Origin of the sequence: Maribacter luteocoastalis (assembly GCF_048890225.1) — a bacterium.
GTDB classification, from domain to species: domain Bacteria; phylum Bacteroidota; class Bacteroidia; order Flavobacteriales; family Flavobacteriaceae; genus Maribacter; species Maribacter luteocoastalis.
In genome coordinates this window covers 169,153-192,225 of sequence record NZ_JBMFZG010000003.1, presented here as the reverse complement: position 1 = coordinate 192,225, position 23,073 = coordinate 169,153, and the positions used below count along the sequence as shown (strand labels likewise).

At 37.6% G+C, this 23,073-nt stretch carries 17 protein-coding genes; 14 read left to right on the top strand and 3 right to left on the bottom strand.

The window, feature by feature from the left end; all coding sequences use genetic code 11:
* The first annotated feature begins 11 nt into the window (after positions 1 to 11).
* The 5 genes from ACOCEA_RS08020 to ACOCEA_RS08000 all read left to right on the top strand — a co-directional run bounded on the left by ACOCEA_RS08020 (position 12) and on the right by ACOCEA_RS08000 (position 5,189).
* Positions 12 to 1,721 carry a phospho-sugar mutase gene (locus tag ACOCEA_RS08020; protein WP_420755709.1) on the top strand — a complete coding sequence of 570 codons (1,710 nt, stop codon included), beginning with the start codon at positions 12 to 14 and terminating at the stop codon, positions 1,719 to 1,721.
* A complete protein-coding gene (locus ACOCEA_RS08015; RefSeq protein ID WP_420755708.1) occupies positions 1,721 to 3,544 on the top strand; it encodes an ABC transporter ATP-binding protein in 1,824 nt (607 codons plus the stop codon). Before ACOCEA_RS08020 ends, ACOCEA_RS08015 begins: the two co-directional genes overlap by 1 nt.
* Before the next feature lie 132 nt (positions 3,545 to 3,676).
* Positions 3,677 to 4,219, top strand: coding sequence for an RNA polymerase sigma factor (locus ACOCEA_RS08010; protein WP_420755707.1), 543 nt, complete (start codon positions 3,677 to 3,679; stop codon positions 4,217 to 4,219).
* A 33-nt stretch (positions 4,220 to 4,252) separates the two neighbouring features.
* Positions 4,253 to 4,753, top strand: coding sequence for a hypothetical protein (locus ACOCEA_RS08005; RefSeq protein WP_420755706.1), 501 nt, complete (start codon positions 4,253 to 4,255; stop codon positions 4,751 to 4,753).
* Position 4,754: 1 nt separating this feature from the next.
* The gene (locus ACOCEA_RS08000; RefSeq protein WP_420755705.1) at positions 4,755 to 5,189 is read left to right on the top strand and encodes a hypothetical protein; all 435 of its coding nucleotides are present in this window, start codon (positions 4,755 to 4,757) and stop codon (positions 5,187 to 5,189) included.
* Positions 5,190 to 5,240: 51 nt separating this feature from the next.
* On the opposite strand, the gene ACOCEA_RS07995 is transcribed toward ACOCEA_RS08000, so the two are convergent.
* Complete coding sequence (locus ACOCEA_RS07995; protein ID WP_420755704.1) at positions 5,241 to 6,263, bottom strand: WD40/YVTN/BNR-like repeat-containing protein; 1,023 nt, start codon at positions 6,261 to 6,263, stop codon at positions 5,241 to 5,243.
* Positions 6,264 to 6,334: 71 nt separating this feature from the next.
* Between ACOCEA_RS07995 and ACOCEA_RS07990 the strand changes: the two genes are divergently transcribed.
* A complete protein-coding gene (locus ACOCEA_RS07990) occupies positions 6,335 to 7,552 on the top strand; it encodes an RsmB/NOP family class I SAM-dependent RNA methyltransferase (protein WP_420755703.1) in 1,218 nt (405 codons plus the stop codon).
* 4 nt (positions 7,553 to 7,556) lie between these two features.
* On the opposite strand, the gene ACOCEA_RS07985 is transcribed toward ACOCEA_RS07990, so the two are convergent.
* Positions 7,557 to 7,940 (bottom strand): winged helix-turn-helix transcriptional regulator, encoded by a 384-nt coding sequence (locus ACOCEA_RS07985; protein ID WP_420755702.1) that lies wholly within the window; start codon positions 7,938 to 7,940, stop codon positions 7,557 to 7,559.
* Positions 7,941 to 8,183: 243 nt separating this feature from the next.
* The gene (locus ACOCEA_RS07980) at positions 8,184 to 9,776 is read right to left on the bottom strand and encodes a zinc-binding metallopeptidase family protein (protein ID WP_420755701.1); all 1,593 of its coding nucleotides are present in this window, start codon (positions 9,774 to 9,776) and stop codon (positions 8,184 to 8,186) included.
* Between the two features lie 277 nt (positions 9,777 to 10,053).
* Between ACOCEA_RS07980 and purL the strand changes: the two genes are divergently transcribed.
* From purL to ACOCEA_RS07940, 8 genes are all read left to right on the top strand, one after another.
* A complete protein-coding gene (gene purL, locus ACOCEA_RS07975; protein WP_420755700.1) occupies positions 10,054 to 13,716 on the top strand; it encodes a phosphoribosylformylglycinamidine synthase in 3,663 nt (1,220 codons plus the stop codon).
* A gap of 22 nt (positions 13,717 to 13,738) precedes the next feature.
* Positions 13,739 to 14,395 carry a DinB family protein gene (locus ACOCEA_RS07970; RefSeq protein ID WP_420755699.1) on the top strand — a complete coding sequence of 219 codons (657 nt, stop codon included), beginning with the start codon at positions 13,739 to 13,741 and terminating at the stop codon, positions 14,393 to 14,395.
* A 180-nt stretch (positions 14,396 to 14,575) separates the two neighbouring features.
* Entirely contained in the window at positions 14,576 to 16,345 is a 1,770-nt protein-coding gene (locus ACOCEA_RS07965) for an AMP-dependent synthetase/ligase (protein WP_420755698.1), read from the top strand.
* A gap of 342 nt (positions 16,346 to 16,687) precedes the next feature.
* Positions 16,688 to 17,140, top strand: a complete 453-nt coding sequence (locus tag ACOCEA_RS07960) for a MarR family winged helix-turn-helix transcriptional regulator (protein ID WP_420755697.1) — start codon at positions 16,688 to 16,690, stop codon at positions 17,138 to 17,140.
* 15 nt (positions 17,141 to 17,155) lie between these two features.
* Complete coding sequence (locus tag ACOCEA_RS07955; protein WP_420755696.1) at positions 17,156 to 19,561, top strand: 3-hydroxyacyl-CoA dehydrogenase/enoyl-CoA hydratase family protein; 2,406 nt, start codon at positions 17,156 to 17,158, stop codon at positions 19,559 to 19,561.
* A gap of 4 nt (positions 19,562 to 19,565) precedes the next feature.
* Positions 19,566 to 20,756, top strand: a complete 1,191-nt coding sequence (locus ACOCEA_RS07950) for an acetyl-CoA C-acyltransferase (RefSeq protein WP_420755695.1) — start codon at positions 19,566 to 19,568, stop codon at positions 20,754 to 20,756.
* A 43-nt stretch (positions 20,757 to 20,799) separates the two neighbouring features.
* Positions 20,800 to 21,156, top strand: a complete 357-nt coding sequence (locus tag ACOCEA_RS07945) for a four helix bundle protein (protein WP_420755694.1) — start codon at positions 20,800 to 20,802, stop codon at positions 21,154 to 21,156.
* Positions 21,157 to 21,196: 40 nt separating this feature from the next.
* On the top strand, positions 21,197 to 23,011 hold the full coding sequence (locus ACOCEA_RS07940) for an acyl-CoA dehydrogenase family protein (RefSeq protein ID WP_420755693.1): 1,815 nt from the start codon (positions 21,197 to 21,199) through the stop codon (positions 23,009 to 23,011).
* Positions 23,012 to 23,073 lie beyond the last annotated feature (62 nt).

The window sequence follows — 23,073 nt, the reverse complement described above, 5'->3', positions numbered from 1 at the left end:
AAGTAAAGCATATGAATAATGTCCTTGATACCGCCAAGAGTTGGTTAACCGATTTTTTTGACCCTGCAGTTAAAAAAGAAATTCAGCACTTAATAGAAAATGATACCGAGGAACTAAAGGACCGTTTCTATAAAAATATGGAATTTGGTACTGGTGGTATGAGAGGGGTTATGGGCGTTGGTACAAATAGAATCAATAAATACACCTTGGGTAAAAGCACACAAGGGCTAAGTAATTATCTAAATAAAATTTATGCCAAAGAAGAAATAAAAGTAGTCATTGCTTATGACTGCCGACATAATAGCGATACATTGGCAAGAACAGTAGCAGAAGTATTTTCCGCTAACGGAATTAAGGTTTTTCTTTTCTCCGAACTACGTACTACGCCAGAACTTTCTTTTGCCGTAAGATACTTAAACTGCCATGCTGGTATAGTCTTAACAGCGTCACATAATCCTCCAGAATATAACGGTTACAAGGTGTATTGGACAGATGGAGGCCAAATAGTACCACCACAAGATGGAGAAATTATTGCAGAAATAAATGCTTTGGAATTTGAGGATATTAAGTTTGACGCCAATGATAGTTTAATTCAAGTAATTGATAAAGAGGTAGACGAAGCATTTATCGAGCAATCTGTGGCGAATGGCAATTTTAATGCTGCAGGTAAAGATGATTTTAAGATAGTATTCACTTCATTACATGGCACATCTATTACTGCCATACCGGAGGTTTTAAAGTGTGCTGGATATAAGAATGTAACTATTATAGAAGAACAGGCTGTTCCCAATGGTGATTTTCCTACGGTAAAATCACCAAATCCTGAAGAACCCGAAGCCTTGTCTATGGCCGTAAAAAAAGCGGAGGAAATAGGCGCTGATATGGTTGTGGGTACGGATCCTGATAGTGACCGCTTGGGAATAGCCGTGCGTAATCTTGAAGGAAACATGGAAATTGTCAACGGTAATCAAGCTATGGTATTGATGACCAAATTCCTTTTAGAAAAAAGAAAGGCAAAAGGTTTCAAGGGAAATGAATTTATTGCCACCACTATTGTATCTACCCCAATGATGGAAGCCATGGCCAAAGCATATGGCGTAGAGTTTAAAACCGCTTTAACTGGCTTTAAATGGATTGGCAAAATGATAAAAGATTTTCCACAGTCAGATTTTATTGGGGGCGGAGAAGAAAGTTTTGGGTATATGGTAGGAGACTTTGTTCGTGATAAGGATGCTGTGACCTCTACCCTATTGGCTTGTGAAATTGCCAGTGCGGCAAAAGCTAACGGAAGTTCATTTTATAAAGACCTGATACAATGTTATGTAGACTATGGTTTTTACAAAGAACACCTAGTATCTATCACTAAAAAAGGAATTAGCGGGGCAGAAGAAATTAAACAGATGCTTAAAGATTTTAAAGAAAACCCTGTGGATTCTGTTGCTGGCTCCAAGGTGGAGTGGATAGAGGATTACAACACGTCAATCGCTAAAAATGTATTGACAGGTGAAGAAAAGGCCATAGATATTCCCAAATCAAATGTTCTTATTTATGAAACGGAAGATGGAACCAGAATTGCAGCAAGACCAAGTGGTACGGAACCTAAGGTGAAGTTTTATATAAGTACCAACACTACTCTTGAAAAAGCGGAGGACTATAAAGAGGTTTCAGCTCAGTTAGATGCCAAAATTAATAGCATTCTGAGCGAGCTTAATTTAGGTTAATGAATTATTTCAAAAAGATTCTTCGCTTTGCGAAGCCTTATAAGGTTTATGCAATACTAAATATCATCTCCAATATTTTTTATGCGCTTTTTGCAACATTGGCAATGGTATCTCTATTTCCTATGCTTACCGTTTTATTCAATAAAACAGAAAGAGTTACAGTTGCGCCAGAATGGATGGGTATTACCCAAGCCAAAGAATACGTTTTAAATTACCTTAATTTTTTTGTGACTACCCAAGCAAATGAAGGAGAAGGACAAGCGTTATTATTTATGGTAATTCTAGTAATAAGCATGTTCTTTTTAAAAAACCTTTTTGGTTACTTAGCCATGTATTTTATTACCTATCTGCGTAATGGGGTTCTTAAGGATTTGAGGAATGAATTATATGACAAAACAATTAGTCTACCCATTTCTTACTATTCAGAAAAAAGAAAAGGTGACACTATAGCTAGAATAACTTCAGATGTACTAGAAATACAGCATTCATTTCTTTCTATTTTAGAATTAGTTGTTAGGGAACCGCTTACTTTGCTATTTACCATTTTGGCAATGCTAACCATTAGTTCCAAATTAACGGTTTTCGTATTTATTTTTCTTCCGTTATCCGGTTACCTCATTTCATTGATAGGAAAGTCCCTAAAAAGAAAATCAGATAAAGTACAGAAAGAACAAGGAGAGTTTTTATCAATACTAGAAGAAACACTAAGTGGCCTTAGAGTAATTAAAGCCTTTAATGCGGAATCAAAATTTCATCAAACCTTTAAAAATTCAACTGAACGGTTTTATAGATTTTCAAATAGTCTTCTTAACAGACAAAATCTAGCATCTCCTACTAGTGAATTTTTTGGTATTGCCGCCATTGGTGTTATTCTATGGTACGGTGGTAAAATGGTCTTAGTAGATAAAACATTGGAAGCTGGCCTTTTTATAACCTACATGGGCTTGGCCTATCAAATATTAACCCCTGCAAAAGCTATAAGCAAGGCTTCTTATGGCGTTAAAAAAGGAAATGCTGCGGCAGAACGCGTATTGGAAATTCTAGAAACAGAAAATCCAATTACTGAAATTAAGAATCCAATTAATCAAGAAACCTTTGAAAGTGCCATTATTTTGAATAACGTCTCATTCAAGTATGAAGATGACTATGTTTTAAAAAATTTCAACTTAAAAGTTGAAAAAGGCAAAACGGTTGCTTTGGTTGGGCAATCTGGTAGTGGCAAAAGCACCATTGCAAATCTTGTGACGAGGTTCTATGATGTTAACCAAGGAGAAATCCGCATTGACGGCAATAACATTAAAAACCTTAGTAAAAATTCGTTACGAAACCTATTAGGCTTGGTTACACAAGACTCTATCCTATTTAACGACACCGTTAAAAACAATATTGGTCTGGGAAAAGAAAATGCTACTGAAGAAGAAATTATAGCTGCTGCCAAAATTTCAAATGCACATGATTTTATTATGGATTTGCCAAATGGTTATGACACCAATATTGGTGATAGTGGTAATAAATTAAGTGGCGGACAAAAACAACGGCTTTCAATATCCAGGGCCGTATTAAAAAACCCACCAATTATGATTTTGGATGAAGCAACTTCTGCCTTAGACACTGAAAGTGAACGTTTAGTGCAGGATGCTTTAGAAAAAATGATGAAAAATAGAACCTCAATCGTAATTGCACACCGTCTTTCTACCATTCAAAATGCAGATACTATTGTGGTACTTCACAAAGGTGAAATTGTAGAGCAAGGTACTCACACAGAACTTCTTGCCAAAAATGGGACTTATAAAAAACTGGTGACTATGCAGTCATTGGCATAATAGTGTCAAAATATCAGAAGTAAGTTTTCCATAAAAAATCATAAATTATTACTCACTCTGCAATACTGCGTTTTTATAAGGTTAAACCTTTTTGTAAATTCATAGTCCAATACATAACCAAACCTATTACGGTTGATTGCGGAAGAAACTTTAGTTAAGGATTTAAAGGCAAAAAAAACACAGTCCAGCGCATTTGAGGTACTTGTGAGTACTTATAAGGTTAGACTGTATTGGCATATCCGTAGAATAGTTTTAAACCATGACGATGCAGACGATGTTCTGCAAAATACATTTATAAAAGTATTTCGGAATATAGATGGATTTAAAGGTGATAGTAAATTATTCTCATGGATGTACCGTATTGCCACGAATGAAGCTTTAACCTTTCTGAAGCAAAAATCCAATAAGATAGGGATGGATGATGCTGATTTACAAGACAGACTTGTAGCAAATTTACAGTCCGATGTGTATTTTGAGGGAGATGAAATTCAAATGAAACTTCAAAAAGCAATAGCTACTTTGCCGGAAAAGCAAAAATTGGTTTTTAATATGAAGTATTTTGAAGAACTCAAGTACGATCAAATTTCTGAGATACTGGAAACATCAGTTGGTGGACTCAAAGCTTCTTATCATCTGGCCGTTAAAAAAATTGAAAGTTATTTAAAAGAGGATTAAACCATTTAAACTTTTGATAGTCATATTAGTACAATGAAAAAGAACACAAATAAAAATCCGTTTATAACTCCAAAAGGCTATTTTGATACTTTTGAGGCTAACCTAATGGATACACTTTCCAAAGAGGAATCTAGCATTCCTACAAATGAAGGTTTTAGTGTTCCAGATGCTTATTTTGATACTTTTCAGCTTAAACTCAACAAAAGGCTAAAACAAGATAACAAAGTTATTACGTTAGTGCCCTATAAACGATATTTAGCTATTGCGGCGGCGGTAGCAGCACTATTGGTATTTGCTATTGGACAACAAATAAACTCCATAGATGATGTGGGTTTTATGGATTTGGCCAATTCAGAAATAGAAGCCTATTTCGACTCAAATGACCTAGGTATGTCCTCATATGAACTGGTAGAAGTATTGCCGGTAGATCAATTAGAAATAAATGATATTCTAGATATCCATATTAATAACGAAAACATTGAGGATTACCTACATGAGAACATTGATTATTTGGAGGAATTAAACGTAGATTAACATGAAAAAAATACTTTTACCCATATTTATCTTATTTGCCACGTTTTCTTTTGCACAAAAGGAAAGCTGGGAAAAAATAAAATCATTAAAAGTTGCTTACATTACTGAGCATCTTGACCTAAGCAGTGAGGAAGCACAGGAATTCTGGCCTGTTTATAATGCATATGAAGAAAAAAGAAATGCTTTACGACGCAAAGAACATGTCCAAATAAAAGATAAGATAAAAGATGCTGATGCTTTCTCTGAAAAGGAAGCGGAAAAATTATTGGGCCAATTAATCAAATTGGAAGAGGAACAGGAAGAATTGGACAAGGCATTTTTAAAAGATGTAAGCAAGGTAATTTCTGCAAAAAAAACATTGTTATTAATGCGGACAGAAGAAGATTTTAAACGACAACTCATAAAACAGTACCGTCAAAAAAGAGCTAATCGCTAGTAATCGTTATCTTAAAATAAATCCAATCCATATTGGGTAAATTAGTCCCTATCAAAAAATTAATTCTGCAATCTTGTTTTTTCCTGCTGCATAGGCTAAGGAATCATTCTTAAAACGGATAGTATAAAACGATTCATCGGATAAGTTTTTCCATGTCTCCCCCATATCAAAGGAATAAGATATACCTGTAAAACCAATAGCTACCATCTCTTTCCCATTTGTATTGGGCACAAATTGAATACAGCTTTTATACCCGGGAAGTCTCCCATCAGCAATCAGGTCCCACGTATTACCCCCATCTTTGGTAATCGCCTTATTAGAGGTATTTTTATTGGGTTTCGTATAATCACCACCAATTACAACACCTAAGTTTTCATTATAAAAGTCCATCGAATATATTCCTTGAGTGGGTTCATCGGTTAGTATTGGTGTGCTAAATTGCACCCAAGTTTTACCCTTATTTCCAGAGTATAGGATTCTTTTCGTAGTGGCAATCCATGCCTTATTTCCTTTTACTACAATATTTGTGTTACTGGCTGCAAATGCCCCTTCACCTTCAATGCCTTCCGGCAAATCCGAACAAGGCAATTTATTCCATGTAGAACCTCCATCCCGCGTAATAATAATGCTGAGACAACCGTTCATACTATCTCCCACTGCAATGCCTTCCTTGTCGTTCCAAAATGTCATGGCGTCATAGAAAACTGCCTCATCTTCTTCTCTATAAACCAACTCCATGCTACCTTGCTCACCCGTTTTATACAATAAAGCCGGATTTGCTACCGATAGCATAAAAAAATCAGTTGCCGTATGTGCGACTGCCCTGAATTCGGGTACAAGTGTATCGTATTTTTGAATATTCGTACGTACTTTTCCAGCTTGCAGATCAATGGATCCAAAAATTCCATTACTTCCAGCAAATGCCAGACTGTTTCCCATCAATTCAATAGCCCTAATACTTATCGAATCTTGATACAAAGAATTTATTTTTACTGAGTGAAACGGCTCATGTACTTTTGTTTCTGAACAGGAAAAGAATAAAATGAAAACTAATAATCCAAAGAAATATCGCATAGGTACAAAGTTTCTCAAAATTAAAGCCATTCACTTCTAAAACAATACCTTTGTAGCCTTAATTTTTTAAAATGAAATTGCATAGAAACTTAGTTTTTGCAGTAATAGATGCCTTGAATTTGATTTTTAATGAAAAGGAATATGCTGATAAAGTGGTACAAAAGGTATTAAAGTTTGATAAACGTTGGGGAGCTCGTGATCGCGGTTTTATTGCTGAAACCACCTATGAAATGGTTCGCTACAAGAGATTGTATGAGGAAATTGCAGAGGTAAAAGCACCCTTTAGCAGACCAGATCTGTTTCGCATGTGGGCGGTATGGGCCGTTTTAAAAGGTATACAAATACCGGACTGGAAACAGATAGAACCTACACCAGAAAGACGCATAAAAGGTAGGTTTGATGAACTTTCCAAAATAAGAAAATATCGAGAAGCGATTCCAGATTGGATAGATGAATTAGGTGTGAAAGCATTGGGTGAAAAGTTATGGGAAGCAGAAATGGCCAAACTTAATGAGCCTGCTGAAGTTATCCTAAGAACCAACACTTTAAAAACCACAAAGGAACAATTACGAAAAGCGCTGTTGGACGAGGGCATAGTAACTGACCCCATTAAGGGGTACCCCGTAGCACTAAGGCTACCAGAAAGAGCTAATGTTTTTGTAACCGAATGCTTTAAGAAAGGATTATTTGAAGTACAGGACGCCTCTTCGCAACTAGTTGCTGAAATGTTACAAATAGAACCAGGACAACGTGTGGTGGATACTTGTGCCGGTGCTGGCGGCAAATCACTTCATATAGCTGCACTTATGGAAAATAAAGGTCAGTTAATTGCCATGGACATCTATGAAAGTAAACTGAAGGAATTAAAGAGACGTGCCAGAAGAAACGGAGCCCATAATATTGAAACAAGGGAGATTGAATCTACAAAGGTTTTCAAAAAATTATATGGCAGTGCAGATAGGGTTTTAATAGATGCTCCTTGTACTGGACTTGGAGTTCTGAGAAGAAATCCTGATAGCAAATGGAAAATGCAGCCAGAATTTTTGGAGAAAATCACAAAAACACAGCATGAAATAATTAGAAGCTATAGTAAAATTGTGAGGCCTGGTGGCAAGATGGTGTATGCTACATGTTCTATACTACCCCAAGAAAACAATGATCAGGTGACCTCTTTCTTGGCTTCTGAAGAAGGAAAGGATTTTACTTTAGTGCAAGAAAAGAAGATTTATGCTTCTAAAAGTGGTTTTGATGGCTTTTACATGGCTTTGTTAGACAAAAAAGCGCAATAGACTTCTATCCAAATAAAGGAAGTTGTTGGTTTTTTTTCTTGCTAGCATGTATTACTTGCTTGGGCTTTTTCTGACCCCAACGCTGCATAGCTTGTAAAACTGGTGACAATGACTGGCCCTTTGCGGTTAGAGAATATACTACCCTTGGTGGTACCTCAGCATAAACCTTTCTTTCTATTAGCCCTGATTTTTCAAGCTCTTTTAACTGTTTGCTAAGCATCTGTTTGGTAATGCCTTGAACATGCTTATGAAGCATATTAAATCTATTCTTTCCACCAGAAATACAATAGAGCAATATGGGTTTCCACTTACCGCCTACTACTTCCATACATTGTAACAATGCCACTAATTTCTCGTCCGTTACTGTAGCTTTTTCGGTTTGTTTCATATTATTTTAATCGATATTGATTCAAATATAGCTACATAAGTTCATATATCATACTATTTCAAATACCACATAAGTCTATTTTGCATACTACAGAGTAATTTTTAAAAGCAAGCAAAAAGAATTATTTCAAAATTTTAGCTGTTAGATGTAGTTATTTCAATGCAAAAGACTGTAAAAACCTAATATTAAAATGCATTTTACAGTCTTCCTTTTAGAATTTGGGCCATTTAAGGAATAAAAAAATTACTCTTTTAATGTAGGGTATTTAACACCGAGTTGTTCCAAATAAGAATCATACCTCGTTTCATCATAATAATATGGCTCTAACAGAGGTCTAAACTGACCCTGTTTATCTGTGTTCAGATAAATTGGGGGCAAATCATCCTCAGTAATCATTGGTTTATACGTAGTTTCCTTTGACTGAACGTTATTAAAATAGTCCCAAGCCCCAGACAATAAATCGGGTTTCAGTAAAAAATCGAGAATTGTCATGGCTTCCGCCTTAGCACCTACCACTACCCCTTTATGCGCAATTGGTGTTGCCATGGCAATAGCGTTACTCCAATGATGCCCTTGTAAACCAGGAATATTGGAAGGAAAACGCATTGTTACTGTGGGCACTTTCCATGAAATATCGCCAATATCATCCGAACCACCACTTATTGGTTCTTCCACTGGAAGCCCTAATGGGGATAATTCTGTTGGCAAGCCTTCTATTTTATCGGACGCCACCTCTGTCTGAACAGCCTTGGCCAAGATTTGGTCAGCCTCTGACCATGTGGGCAGTCCAACTTCCTTTATGTTTTCATACATAGTCTCAGCAATTACCTTATTATAATGTCTAGGCCATGCAGTTCCCAAAACTTTTGATGTCATAGTAGTGCCCGTCATTAGGGCAGCACCTTTGGCCATATCATTTGCCAAGGCATACATATCCATGATTCCCTCATATTTCACATCCCTAAAGTAAAACCAAATGGCTGCTTTAGACGGCACAACGTTGGGTTGGTCACCTGCATCGGTAAATATGGAATGGCTACGTTTTAAAGGATGTAGATGCTCACGCTTATAGTTCCAAGCAATATTCATTAGTTCTGCAGCATCCAAGGCACTTCTGCCGCGCCAAGGGGATCCAGCCGAATGTGCCGCTTCTCCTTCAAATGAATATTCTACTGAAATTAGTCCTGTTCCACGGGTTGGACCATAAGAAACACTAAGGTTATTACTAACATGGGTGAAAATACACATGTCAATATTGTCAAAAAGGCCATCACGTACATACCATGCTTTGGCTGCAACCAACTCCTCCGCGATACCTGGCCAAATAATCAAAGTCCCCCCTATATTCTCCTTCTCCATAAGTTCCTTCACCGCTAACGCCGATAAGATGTTCAAGGGAATTCCAGAATTATGTCCTTCACCATGTCCTGGTGCCCCGTCAACTATAGGTTTATGATAAGCAACACCAGGGTATTGCGATGCCTTGGGAATACAATCTACATCACTCCCTAGAGCAATTACTGGGCCGGCACCATTACTCCATTTGGCAAACCATGCCGTGGGAATTCCAGAAATGGAATGTTCAATATCAAACCCATTTTTGGCTAAAATCCCAGTTATATATTTTGATGATTCCACCTCCTGAAAACCAAGCTCGGCAAAGCTGAATATCTTATCTACCATTACTTGTGCCTGTTTCTTCTGGCCCTCTATCGTTGTGGTTAGTTCTGATTTTAATTTCGCTATCTGTTTTTGGGAATATTTCTTTTGGGCATGTAGCAAAACATTTCCATTAAAACATAGGAACATTGCTATTAAAAAGCTTTTTTTGATCATTTTGGATTTTTATTGAATTAGCAGTTAAAAAGTACAGAAATTCATCGTTATTTCAATATACCCATTTCACTTTTATAGAATTCAAAATATAGGCATCAAGTTTTATAAAAATCTAGTTTTTTGATCTCTAATAATGTATAATTGATAGCAATGACAAACTTGGTTCTCAAATAAAACTATCAACAACTATAGTTGAAAAGTGTTAAACTACAGCTGATAAATTTGAGCTTAAAATTGTAAATTTGCATTTTCCATTTTGTAAAAGAACAACACCAATATGATCCATTTCTTTGGGGACATGGCAAACAAGGTTTTTGCCGTCCAAACTGCTCAAGAAATTTCCAACTCAGACGAATCAAAATTAACATGGTTGTTCGGCAACCTACAAAAAATAAATGCGGCGTCCCTAGACGCCTTTTTTGTTGGCCCTCGTGCTGCGATGGTAACCCCATGGAGCACCAATGCAACGGAAATCACCCAAAATATGGGTATTACTGGAATAATTCGTATAGAGGAATTTAAAACAGTCCCAAAGGATTTTACAGATTATGACCCCATGCTTTCGCAAAAATTTGAAGGTCTAAATCAAAATATTTTTAAGATAGATGTTTCTCCAGAAGCCATATTGGAGATTGAAGATATCGCGGCATATAATGTAAAAGAAGGTTTGGCATTAAGTGATGAGGAAGTTGATTACCTAAATACTTTATCAAAAAAAATTGGTAGAAGATTAACTGATTCGGAGGTATTTGGTTTTAGTCAAGTAAATTCCGAACACTGTCGGCACAAAATCTTTAATGGCACGTTTATTATAGACGGAGTAGAAATGCCAACATCATTATTTAAACTTATCAAAAAAACTTCGCAGGAAAATCCTAATGATATCGTCTCGGCATACAAAGATAATGTTGCCTTCGTAAAAGGCCCTAGTGTAGTTCAATTTGCCCCAAAAAGCGCTGATAAACCTGACTATTACGAAGAAAAGGAATTTGAATCCGTAATTTCCCTAAAGGCCGAGACCCATAATTTCCCTACCACCGTTGAGCCATTCAATGGTGCGGCAACCGGCTCAGGAGGTGAGATACGAGACCGTTTAGCTGGTGGTAAAGGCTCACTGCCACTTGCGGGCACCGCTGTCTATATGACCGCTTTATCCCGATTGGAACAAGATCGACTATGGGAAAAAGGAATGGCAGAACGTAAATGGCTATACCAGACGCCAATGGATATTCTAATCAAAGCGTCTAATGGCGCTTCTGACTTTGGAAATAAATTTGGCCAACCGCTGATAACAGGTTCTGTTCTAACTTTTGAACATGAGGAAGAAGGTAGAAAGTTGGGCTATGACAAAGTTATCATGCAAGCGGGTGGTATTGGTTATGGTAAAGTAGAACAGGCATTAAAAGACACGCCCCAGACAGGCGATAAAATTGTAATTCTTGGTGGTGACAACTATCGAATAGGTATGGGTGGTGCTGCAGTATCAAGTGCCGATACGGGTGAATTTAGTTCAGCCATTGAATTGAATGCCATACAACGTTCCAACCCAGAAATGCAAAAACGTGCGGCAAACGCCATTCGTGGTATGGTTGAAAGTGATGGGAACAGTATTGTCTCTATACACGACCACGGTGCTGGCGGACACCTCAACTGTCTTTCAGAATTAGTTGAGGAAACTGGTGGAAAAATAGATTTGGACCAATTACCGGTTGGCGACCCAACCTTGTCAGCCAAAGAAATAATTGGTAATGAATCCCAAGAACGTATGGGATTGGTCATTGGAGAAAAAGATTTGGCGCACTTAAAAAGAATAGCAGACAGGGAACGTTCGCCAATGTACGAAGTAGGTGTAGTTACTGGCGATGATAAATTTACTTTTGAGTCGAAAACTACAGGTGAAAAACCTATGGACCTGCAACTAGAGGACATGTTTGGAAGTTCCCCTAAAACTATAATGACAGACAATTCGGTTATTAGAAATTATACTGAGGCATCCTATTCCCTTGAGTTTTTTCATGATTATTTAGAACAAGTACTACAATTAGAAGCTGTTGCCTGTAAAGATTGGTTAACAAATAAAGTTGACAGATGTGTTGGTGGCCGTGTTGCCAAACAGCAGTGTGCAGGACCACTACAATTACCGTTGAACAATTGTGGAGTAATGGCCTTGGATTTCAAAGGCAAGGAAGGTATTGCCACCAGTATAGGGCACTCCCCTATTTCTGGATTGATAGACCCATCGGCAGGAAGTAAAAACAGTATTGCCGAAGCCTTGACCAATATTATCTGGGCCCCATTAAAAGAGGGCTTAAAATCCGTTTCTTTATCTGCAAACTGGATGTGGCCTTGTAAGAATGAAGGTGAAGATGCTCGCTTATATGAAGCGGTACAGGCGGTTTCGGATTTTTCAATCGCCCTAGGAATCAATGTACCAACTGGGAAGGATTCTTTATCCATGAAGCAAAAATATGCTGATGGCGATGTGATTGCACCTGGAACTGTGGTTATTTCAGCAGCAGGAAATTGTAACGATATCAACAAAGTTGTTGAACCTGTATTACAAAAAGATGGTGGCTCTATATACTACATTAACCTATCAAAGGATGCCTATAAATTGGGTGGCTCTTCATTCGGACAAATTCGAAATAGTATAGGTATTGAGGCTCCGACCATAAAGGACGATGCCTATTTTAAATTGGTATTTAATGAAATGCAAAGATTGATCAAAGCAGGTCAAATTACTGCAGGTCATGATGTTGCATCAGGTGGATTGATAACAACCCTTTTGGAGTTATGTTTTGCAGATGTAGACCTAGGTGCAAAATTAGACCTATCGTCTTTAGGGGTGACTGATAGTATAAAAGTATTATTTGCAGAGAATGCTGGGATTGTTTTTCAAACAAAATATGATACTGTGGTAAAGACTTTGATAGACGCTGGTATTGCGGTGCATACAATAGGGACAGTAACATCCGAGGCTACTTTGACCATTAAAAATGGGGGTATGGAATTAGGCCTGAACATTGCCTCCTTAAGGGATATATGGTTTAAAACTTCGTATTTGTTAGATGCTAAACAAACGTCGAATAATCTTGCCAAAGACCGTTTTGATAATTACAAAAACCAACCATTACACTACGCTTTTCCAAAACAATTTACGGGTAAATCCATAAACTTTAGTGGAACTAGACCTAAAGCGGCTATTTTACGCGAGAAGGGAAGTAATTCTGAAAGGGAAATGGCCAATGCTATGTATTTGGCAGGTTTTGATGTAAAAGATGTGCACATGACCGATTTAATTTCGGGTAGGGAAACCTTAGAGGAAATCCAATTTCTAGGTGCTGTTGGTGGTTTTTCAAATTCAGATGTTTTAGGTAGTGCCAAAGGTTGGGCCGGAGCAATAAAATATAATGAGAAAGCCAACAAGGTTATAAACGACTTTTTTGCTAGACCGGACACTTTATCGGTAGGCATTTGCAATGGCTGCCAGTTATTCATGGAGCTAGATTTAATTAATCCAGAACATGCTGTTCACGGGAAAATGACCTATAATGACTCTCATAAGCACGAGAGTAATTTTACATCGGTCAAAATCCAAGAAAATAATTCTGTTATGTTGTCTTCTCTTGCAGGAAGTACATTGGGAGTATGGATTTCACATGGAGAAGGTAAATTTAGTTTACCACAACCAGAAAACGAATATGATATTGTTGCCAAATATGGCTATGAAGAGTATCCTGCTAATCCAAATGGTAGTGATTACAATACGGCCATGTTATGTGACAAAACAGGACGTCATTTGGTAACTATGCCACATATTGAACGTTCTACCTTTCCATGGAATTGGGCACATTACCCAACTCAAAACAATGATAAAGTATCTCCGTGGCTGGAAGCTTTTACCAATGCGAGGGAATGGATTATGAAAATTAATAACTAACTTATGGTCAAAGTAATAGACCATGAAAAATTCAGAATCTCCGTTTAACAGAAGGAATTTTATTAAAAAATCCTCGGTACTTGCATTGGGTACTTTGGGAACTGCCAGTATGTATGCTGTTTCTGACGTTTCACCCTTAAAACCAAGTCAGGCAAACGATATAAATATTGTAGGGCCTAAAGAAGGCTATACGCCGCATATAGGCACTTTAGTTTCCATGATGAATTGGATGCGCATGGTAATCTTGTCACCAGTAAAGGATATGAGTATTTCTGATTTGGATTATTTGGTTGATGAAAATGCAAACAGCATTGGGGCCATGCTTATGCATTTGGCCGCTACCGAACGTTTTTATCAAATACATACCTTTGAAAATAAGATTTGGGGAGATTGGCCAAGGGAAGATGCGGAAAAATGGACCACTGCGTCAGGTTTGGGCGATGCTGCTAGAAAGAAAATAAAGGGTAATTCGTATGATTTTTATTTAAATGAGCTTTCTGAAGTAAGGGAAAACACCTTAACTGAATTTGCAAAAAGGGATGATGAGTGGCTTTTGACCGTAGATAAGGATTGGCCTTGGGGTCCTACCAACAATTATTGTAAATGGTTTCATGTATGTGAACATGAATCCAACCACAATGGTCAGTTCAAGTTTATAAAATCACGGATACCGGTTTAAACGGGAAACACCTTGGTTACCAAAGAATTAAATTTGTACAATCTAAAAAATAGTGGATACCCTTTTTGTTTGCACCCATTGTTTTATCACATTCTTAATAATATCGAAGCTATTTTAAAATTACTATTTTAAAATCCGGTGTTCTTTCACTATTTTGCAATACCTTATTAGATACTAAGTATGCAAAAAGTTACCCGCTTATTTGATTTTCCATATTATCAATTGGAAAACCATCCATTACAAAAATCACTTACCACAAAATATGATGGAAAGTGGGTTAGTACCTCTACGCAGGAATATATTAATAAAGCCAACGCTATGAGCCGTGGGCTGCTGCATTTGGGTGTAAAACCAAATGACAAAATTGCCATAATCTCACTTACCAATAGAACGGAATGGAATATTACAGATATAGGTGTGCTGCAGTTAGGTGCACAGACCGTACCTATTTATCCAACTATATCAGAAGAAGATTATGAGTATGTATTAAATCACTCAGAGGCTAGCTATTGTTTTGTATCGTGTGATGAAGTCCTTACCAAGGTTAACGCTATAAAAAGTAACTTAAAACACCTAAAAGGAGTATACTCCTTTAATGACCTCTCTAATTGTGAGAGTTGGGAGCATATTCTTGATTTAGGGAAAGATGAATCCAACCAACATGAAGTTGAGGATTTAAAAGATTCCGTTACGCCTGAACAACTAGCAACGATAATATATACATCAGGTACAACAGGAAGACCTAAAGGGGTTATGCTTTCCCATAACAACATTGTTTCCAACGTAATTGCTAGCGAGCTTAGGGTTCCATTTGAAGCTGGCGCGGGTGCATTAAGCTTTTTACCTGTCTGTCATATTTTTGAGCGAATGATCTTATATCTATATCAATACTGCAGTATAGAAATATATTTTGCTGAAGGGTTGGATAAAATCAGTGACAACTTAAAAGAGGTGAAACCAAATGTAATGACGGTTGTGCCACGCCTGCTAGAAAAGGTCTATGATGCAATTATAGCCAAAGGAAGCCTGCTTACCGGTATTAAGAAAAAACTGTTCTTTTGGGCAGTAGATTTAGGTCTAAAATTTGAACCTTATGGTAAAAATGGCTGGTGGTATGAAAAACAGCTGGCGTTGGCAAGAAAGTTAATATTTAGCAAGTGGCAAGAAGGCCTTGGAGGTAATCTTACCACCATGGTTTCTGGCAGTGCGGCATTGCAGACAAGGTTAAGTCGTATTTTTGGTGCTGCAGGGATACCTGTTATGGAAGGCTACGGACTTACGGAGACTTCGCCTGTGATTTCCGTAAACCAGGAAGAAGGTGGTGGATGGAAAATTGGGTGTGTTGGGAGAATCATCAAAGATGTAGAAGTCAAAATAGCTGAAGATGGTGAAATACTTTGTAAAGGTCCTAACGTAATGATGGGCTATTACAAAGATGAAGAAAAAACTAAAGAAGTTCTTATAAACGGATATTTTCATACAGGTGATATAGGTGAAATAGATTCAGATGGATTCCTAAAAATTACCGACCGTAAAAAAGAAATGTTCAAGACATCTGGCGGTAAATATGTAGCGCCCCAACTACTAGAGAATAGATTTAAACAATCCAGGTTTATAGAACAAATAATGGTAGTTGGAGAAGGTGAGAAAATGCCAGCTGCATTAATACAACCAGATTTCGACTTTTTAAATAATTGGGCAGCCAAAAAAGGAATTTCTTTATCGCAAACGTCAGATATTACCTTAAACCCTACGGTATTGGAAAGGTTTCAAGAAGAAATAGATTTGGCAAATGAACAATTTGCCAAATGGGAAAAGGTGAAACAGTTTCGACTAACACCTGATGTTTGGACAATAAATGACGGACACCTTACCCCTACAATGAAGCTGAAAAGAAAAATTATTAAAGAGAAGTATATCCATCTTTACAATGACATTTACGGACATTAGTACTATTAAATGTTAAAAGATTATTTTAAAAATCTTACCAACGCACAACTCAAGTTTAAAAAGGGTGCTATGGTAGGGATTACTTCGATTTATGTTATTATAATCATAACTCTTTTTGTGTTGAATTTTATAAAATCGCCCAATCATATTGATATTTCCTTCATTTCCATTCTACCTCTAGCCTTTCTAATACTATATGGTTCTAAATTAGATAAGGAGATCAAAAGTAGAACATAACAACACTTTAAATAGAATCTAAAGTTCAAAACCAAAAAACTTAAATTTAATTTATTATGCATGCATAATAAATTTTCATATATTTGAAGACCAACTAAAGAATATATGAAGGAAATTACCATTGATTATGCCCTTCGTGCAACCTGGCAAGCCGTTGCCAGAATGTACAACGAAGAGGCAAAGCATTTTGACACTACAATGGCAATTGGCTTTACATTATTAAGTATTGACCCTAAAACTGGCACACCATCAACCGCATTAGGACCAAAAATGGGTATGGAAGCTACCAGTTTATCAAGAATACTTAAAAGTATGGAAGAGAAAGGGCTTATTATTCGTAAACCAAATCCAGCTGATGGTAGAGGTGTCTTGATACATTTATCGGATTTTGGATTAGAAAAAAGAGCAGATTCAAAAAATGTAGTACTCCGATTTAATGATGTTGTAAAACAGCACCTTAGCGAGGAGAAACTAAATGCTTTTTTTGAAGTTACGGAGACGATTAACAAACTCATTGCAGATAAAAAGATATATACTGAAAACGCATCAAATCATTAATACAGCTAATATTACATGAACAAGCACATCAACAAAGTAGCGGTAATTGGATCTGGGATAATGGGAAGCGGAATTGCTTGTCATTTTGCCAACATTGGCGTTGAAGTTCTCTTATTGGATATTGTCCCAAGAGAACCCAATGATAAGGAAAAAGCCAAAGACCTAACCCTAAAGGATAATATTGTACGTAATAGATTGGTAAACGATTCATTGGCGGCGGCCCTAAAATCTAAACCATCACCTATTTATCATCAGAAATTTGCCAATAGAATTATAACTGGCAACCTGGAAGATGATATTTCTAAAATAGCAAAGGTCGATTGGATTATAGAAGTGGTAGTTGAGCGCCTTGATATTAAAAAGTTGGTTTTTGAGAATATTGAGAAATACAGGACTCCAGGAACATTAATCACCTCAAACACCTCTGGTATTCCTATTAAATTTATGAGTGAAGGGAGAAGTGATGATTTTCAAGAACACTTTTGTGGCACACACTTCTTCAATCCGGCCAGATACTTAAAATTGTTTGAGATTATCCCTGGTCCAAAAACAAATCCCGACGTGTTGGACTTTTTAAATGGTTATGGTGAAAAGTTTTTAGGCAAGACGTCTGTTGTTGCAAAAGACACGCCAGCATTTATTGGTAACCGAATTGGAATTTTCAGTATTCAAAGCCTTTTTCATGCGGTTAAGGACTTAGGAATGACCGTTGAGGAGGTTGACAAACTAACTGGGCCCGTTATAGGAAGACCAAAGTCTGCGACTTTTAGAACGGTAGACGTAGTAGGTTTGGACACTTTGGTTCACGTTGCCAACGGTATCCATGAAAACTGTAAAGATGATGAACGTCTTGAACTTTTTAAACTACCGGATTTCATCACTACTATGATGGAAAACCAATGGCTGGGTAGTAAATCTGGTCAAGGCTTCTATAAAAAAGTAAAGGGGGACAATGGCAACAGTGAAATTCTGACCTTAGACTTGGACACTATGGAATATAGATCCAAAAAAAGTACAAAATTCGCCACCTTAGAACTTACAAAGACGATAGATAAAGTAGTTGACAGATTTTCTGTACTAACAAGCGGAAAGGACAAAGCAGGAGAATTCTATAGAAAAAGTTTTGGGGAATTATTTGCTTACGTTTCACACCGTATACCGGAAATTACAGATGAGCTATATAAGATTGACGATGCCATGAAAGCGGGTTTCGGTTGGGAACATGGGCCTTTTCAAATCTGGGACGCCGTAGGTCTGGACAAAGGTTTAGAATTTATTTCAGCCCAAAAACAAGAAGCGGCACAGTGGGTTGCAGAAATGAAAGAAGCAGGTATCACTTCTTTTTATAGTTTAAAAAACGGTGCTACCTATTTCTATGATATTCCTAACAAAGAAATGGTGAAAATTCCAGGTCAGGATGCTTTCATTATTTTAGATAATATTAGACAATCCAAAGAGGTCTTCAAGAACAGCGGAGTCGTTATAGAAGATTTGGGCGATGGTATACTTAACTGCGAGTTCCAGTCCAAAATGAACACCATTGGTGGTGATGTCCTTGCTGGTTTAAACAAGGCTATTGATCTAGCGGAAAAAGATTTCCAAGGATTGGTAGTAGGAAACCAAGCAGCTAATTTTTCGGTAGGGGCCAATATTGGCATGATCTTTATGATGGCCGTTGAACAAGAGTATGATGAATTGAACATGGCCATTAAAATGTTCCAGGATACCATGATGCGTATGCGTTATTCATCTATCCCTACTATATCCGCGCCACACGGCATGACCCTCGGCGGTGGGTGTGAATTATCGCTCCATGCAGATAAAGTGGTAGCCGCTGCAGAGACGTACATTGGGCTAGTAGAATTTGGAGTTGGTGTTATTCCAGGAGGCGGTGGCTCAAAAGAATTTGCACTCCGCGCTTCCGATTCTTTTAGAAAAGGTGATGTAGAATTAAATATCCTGCAAGAATATTTCTTGACAATAGGTATGGCTAAAGTTTCCACTTCCGCATATGAAGCCTATGATTTGGGAATCCTTCAGCAAGGAAAAGATATTGTTGTCGTGAACAAGGACCGACAAATTGCAATGGCAAAAGCCCATGCCAAACTTATGGCAGAAGCAGGGTACACAAAACCACCTAAACGAAATGATGTAAAAGTACTTGGAAAACAAGCGCTTGGAATGTTCTTGGTTGGCACGGATGCTATGGAAGCTAGTCACTATATCAGTGAGCACGATAAAAAAATAGCGAATAAGCTGGCTTACGTTATGGCTGGTGGTGACCTGTCAGAGCCAAGTTATGTTAGTGAGCAATATTTGTTAGACCTTGAGAGAGAAGCATTTTTATCGCTTTGTACAGAGCGTAAAACGTTGGAGCGCATACAGCACATGCTAAAAACTGGTAAACCTCTAAGAAATTAAAAACATGAAAACAGCATATATAGTTAAAGGATATCGTACAGCAGTTGGAAAAGCGCCAAAAGGAGTTTTTCGTTTTAAGAGAACGGATGAATTGGCAGCAGAAACCATTGCATTCATGATGAAAGAGCTACCTCAATTAGACAAAAAACGTATTGATGATGTTATTGTAGGTAACGCTATGCCTGAAGGTTCTCAAGGCTTGAACATGGCCCGTTTAATTTCGTTAATGGGCTTAGACATTGTTGATGTTCCTGGGGTTACCGTGAACCGATTCTGTTCCTCGGGTATAGAAACCATTGGTATTGCTACAGCCAAAATTCAATCAGGTATGGCAGATTGTATCATTGCCGGTGGTGCTGAAAGTATGAGTTCTGTACCTATGACCGGTTATAAGACCGAATTGAATTATGATCTGGTGAAATCTGGCCATGAGGACTATTACTGGGGAATGGGAAATACGGCCGAAGCGGTAGCACAAGAATTTAATGTATCTCGTGAAGACCAAGATGAATTTGCATACAACTCACACATGAAAGCGCTACGTGCCCAAGCAGAAGACCGTTTTCAAGATCAAATTGTACCCATTGATGTTGAGCAGACTTACATAGATGCCAATGGAAAAAAAGCAACAAAAAAATATACGGTAACCAAAGATGAAGGACCAAGAAAAGGGACTTCTATAGCAGCTTTAAATAATTTACGACCTGTATTTGCAGCCGATGGTAGTGTTACGGCTGGTAACTCATCTCAAATGAGTGATGGTGCTGCATTTGTGATGGTAATGAGCGAGGAAATGGTAAAAGAGCTAAATCTGGAACCCATTGCCCGTTTGGTAAACTATGCCGCGGCGGGTGTGCCTCCACGAATTATGGGTATAGGACCTGTTGCCGCTGTACCAAAAGCCTTAAAACAAGCGGGTTTAAAACAGGAAGATGTTGAATTAATTGAGCTTAACGAAGCGTTTGCCTCACAATCTTTAGCTGTTATCCGTGAATTAAAATTAAATCCAGATATCGTGAATGTAAATGGTGGCGCCATTGCCTTGGGGCACCCATTAGGATGCACAGGAGCTAAGCTTTCTGTCCAATTATTTGATGAAATGCGCAAACGTAACATGCAAGGTAAATATGGTATGGTAACCATGTGTGTAGGAACAGGGCAAGGAGCTGCTGGTATTTATGAATTCCTTCAATAAGAATTTAGCGAAGAGATAAAAGAAAATAAATATCCTACTCTATATGACTTTTAGGCACAACTATAAAAATTTAAAGATTTGGCTATTGGGTTTAGAAATTGTAAATGATGTATCTGATTTGGTTTTAAGTCTTCCTAATCATGAAAAATTTGGACTGTCGTCCCAAATGAGTAGGTGTTCTATATCGATTCCAAGTAATATTGCCGAAGGATCTTCAAGAACAAATAAATCCTTTAGTCATTTTATTGATATTAGCCTGGGTTCATCCTTTGAATTAGGAACCCAATTACTAATCGCAAAACACAAAAAATATATAACAGATCATAAATTAAAATCACCAGAAGAAAAGTTAGGAGAATTTCAAAAAATGACAATGTGTTTTCAAAGTGCACTTGTATAAATCTTTCTTCTAGCTTCTATTTTCTAAAATCTTCATAAAAATGAGTACAGAAACAATAGACAAAGATAACTTGCTACGAGGAGGCCAATTCCTTGTTAAAGAAACCAATTGCGACGATATCTTCACTTTGGAAGATTTGAACGAAGAGCAAAAAATGATGCGTGAAAGCACCAAGGAATTTGTAGATAGGGAACTTTGGGCACATTGGGAGCGATTTGAGAAAAAGGACTATGCCTATACCGAGGAGACCATGCGCAAAGCCGGGGAATTGGGATTGCTAAGTGTTGCCGTACCCGAATCTTATGGTGGTATGGGAATGGGTTTTGTTTCCACAATGTTGGTTTGCGATTATATTTCTGGTGCTACAGGCTCATTTAGTACAGCATTTGGAGCACATACTGGTATTGGCACCATGCCAATTACGTTATATGGCACCGAAGAACAAAAGCAAAAATATGTGCCAAAATTGGCCTCTGGTGAATGGTTTGGGGCATACTGTTTAACTGAACCAGGTGCCGGTTCTGATGCCAATTCGGGAAAGACCAAAGCAGTTCTTTCAGAAGACGGAAAGTATTATAGTATTACAGGTCAAAAAATGTGGATTTCAAATGCAGGTTTTTGTAATCTGTTTATTGTTTTTGCGAGAATTGAGGATGATAAGAACATTACGGGTTTTATTGTAGAGAACGATCCTTCAAATGGCATTACATTAGGTGATGAAGAGAAAAAATTAGGTATCCACTCCTCCTCTACCCGTCAGGTATTCTTCAATGAAACCAAAGTACCGGCAGAAAATATGCTTTCGGAACGTGGCAATGGATTTAAGATTGCCATGAACGCCTTGAATGTAGGCCGTATAAAATTAGCTGCAGCATGTTTAGAAGCTCAAAGACGTATTATTGGCGAAGCTACCAAATACGCTAACGAGCGTATCCAATTTAAAACTCCCATAATTTCTTTTGGAGCCATAAAGGCCAAGATTGCAGATATGACTACCAATGCGTATGTAGATGAGTCTGCTTGTTATCGTGCAGCAAAAAATATTGAGGATAGAATTGCAATTCGGGAAGCTGAAGGCAATACTCACCAAGAAGCAGAATTAAAAGGTGTTGAAGAATATGCCATTGAATGTTCTATACTTAAAGTTGCGGTTTCTGAACACGTACAGCATACCACAGATGAAGGCATCCAAATCTTTGGTGGTATGGGCTTTAGCGCCGATACTCCAATGGAATCCGCTTGGAGGGATGCTCGAATATCAAGAATATATGAAGGTACCAATGAAATTAACCGCATGTTGGCCGTAGGAATGTTGGTGAAGAAAGCCATGAAAGGCCATGTTGATCTATTAGGACCTGCGACCGCTGTGGGTGAAGAGTTAATGGGAATACCATCTTTTGACACACCGGATTTCTCTGAATTATTTGCCGAGGAAAAAGATTTAATCAAGAGATTAAAAAAAGTGTTTTTAATGGTAGCAGGTAGCGCAGTCCAGAAATTTGGACCACAGTTAGATGAGCACCAACAATTATTAATGGCAGCATCGGACATATTGATACAAGTGTATTTGGCGGAATCCACCATTTTAAGAACGGAAAAAAATGCCAAACGCTTTGGGGAAGAATCGCAATCGACCCAAATTGCCATGTCTAAATTGTACTTATACCGGGCGACGGATATCGTTATCCAAAAAGGTAAGGAAGCTATTGTTTCTTTTGCCGAAGGAGACGAACAAAGAATGATGCTAATGGGCCTAAAACGTTTTACAAAATATACCAATAACCCTAATGTAGTAGCTTTACGTACACAAATTGCAAATAAAGTAGCTTCAGATAACGGTTACACCTTTGACTAATTCAGATTACCCTTTTGTTTTGTTAGACAGAAGTAAAACCGCTCCTTATAGGAGCGGTTTTT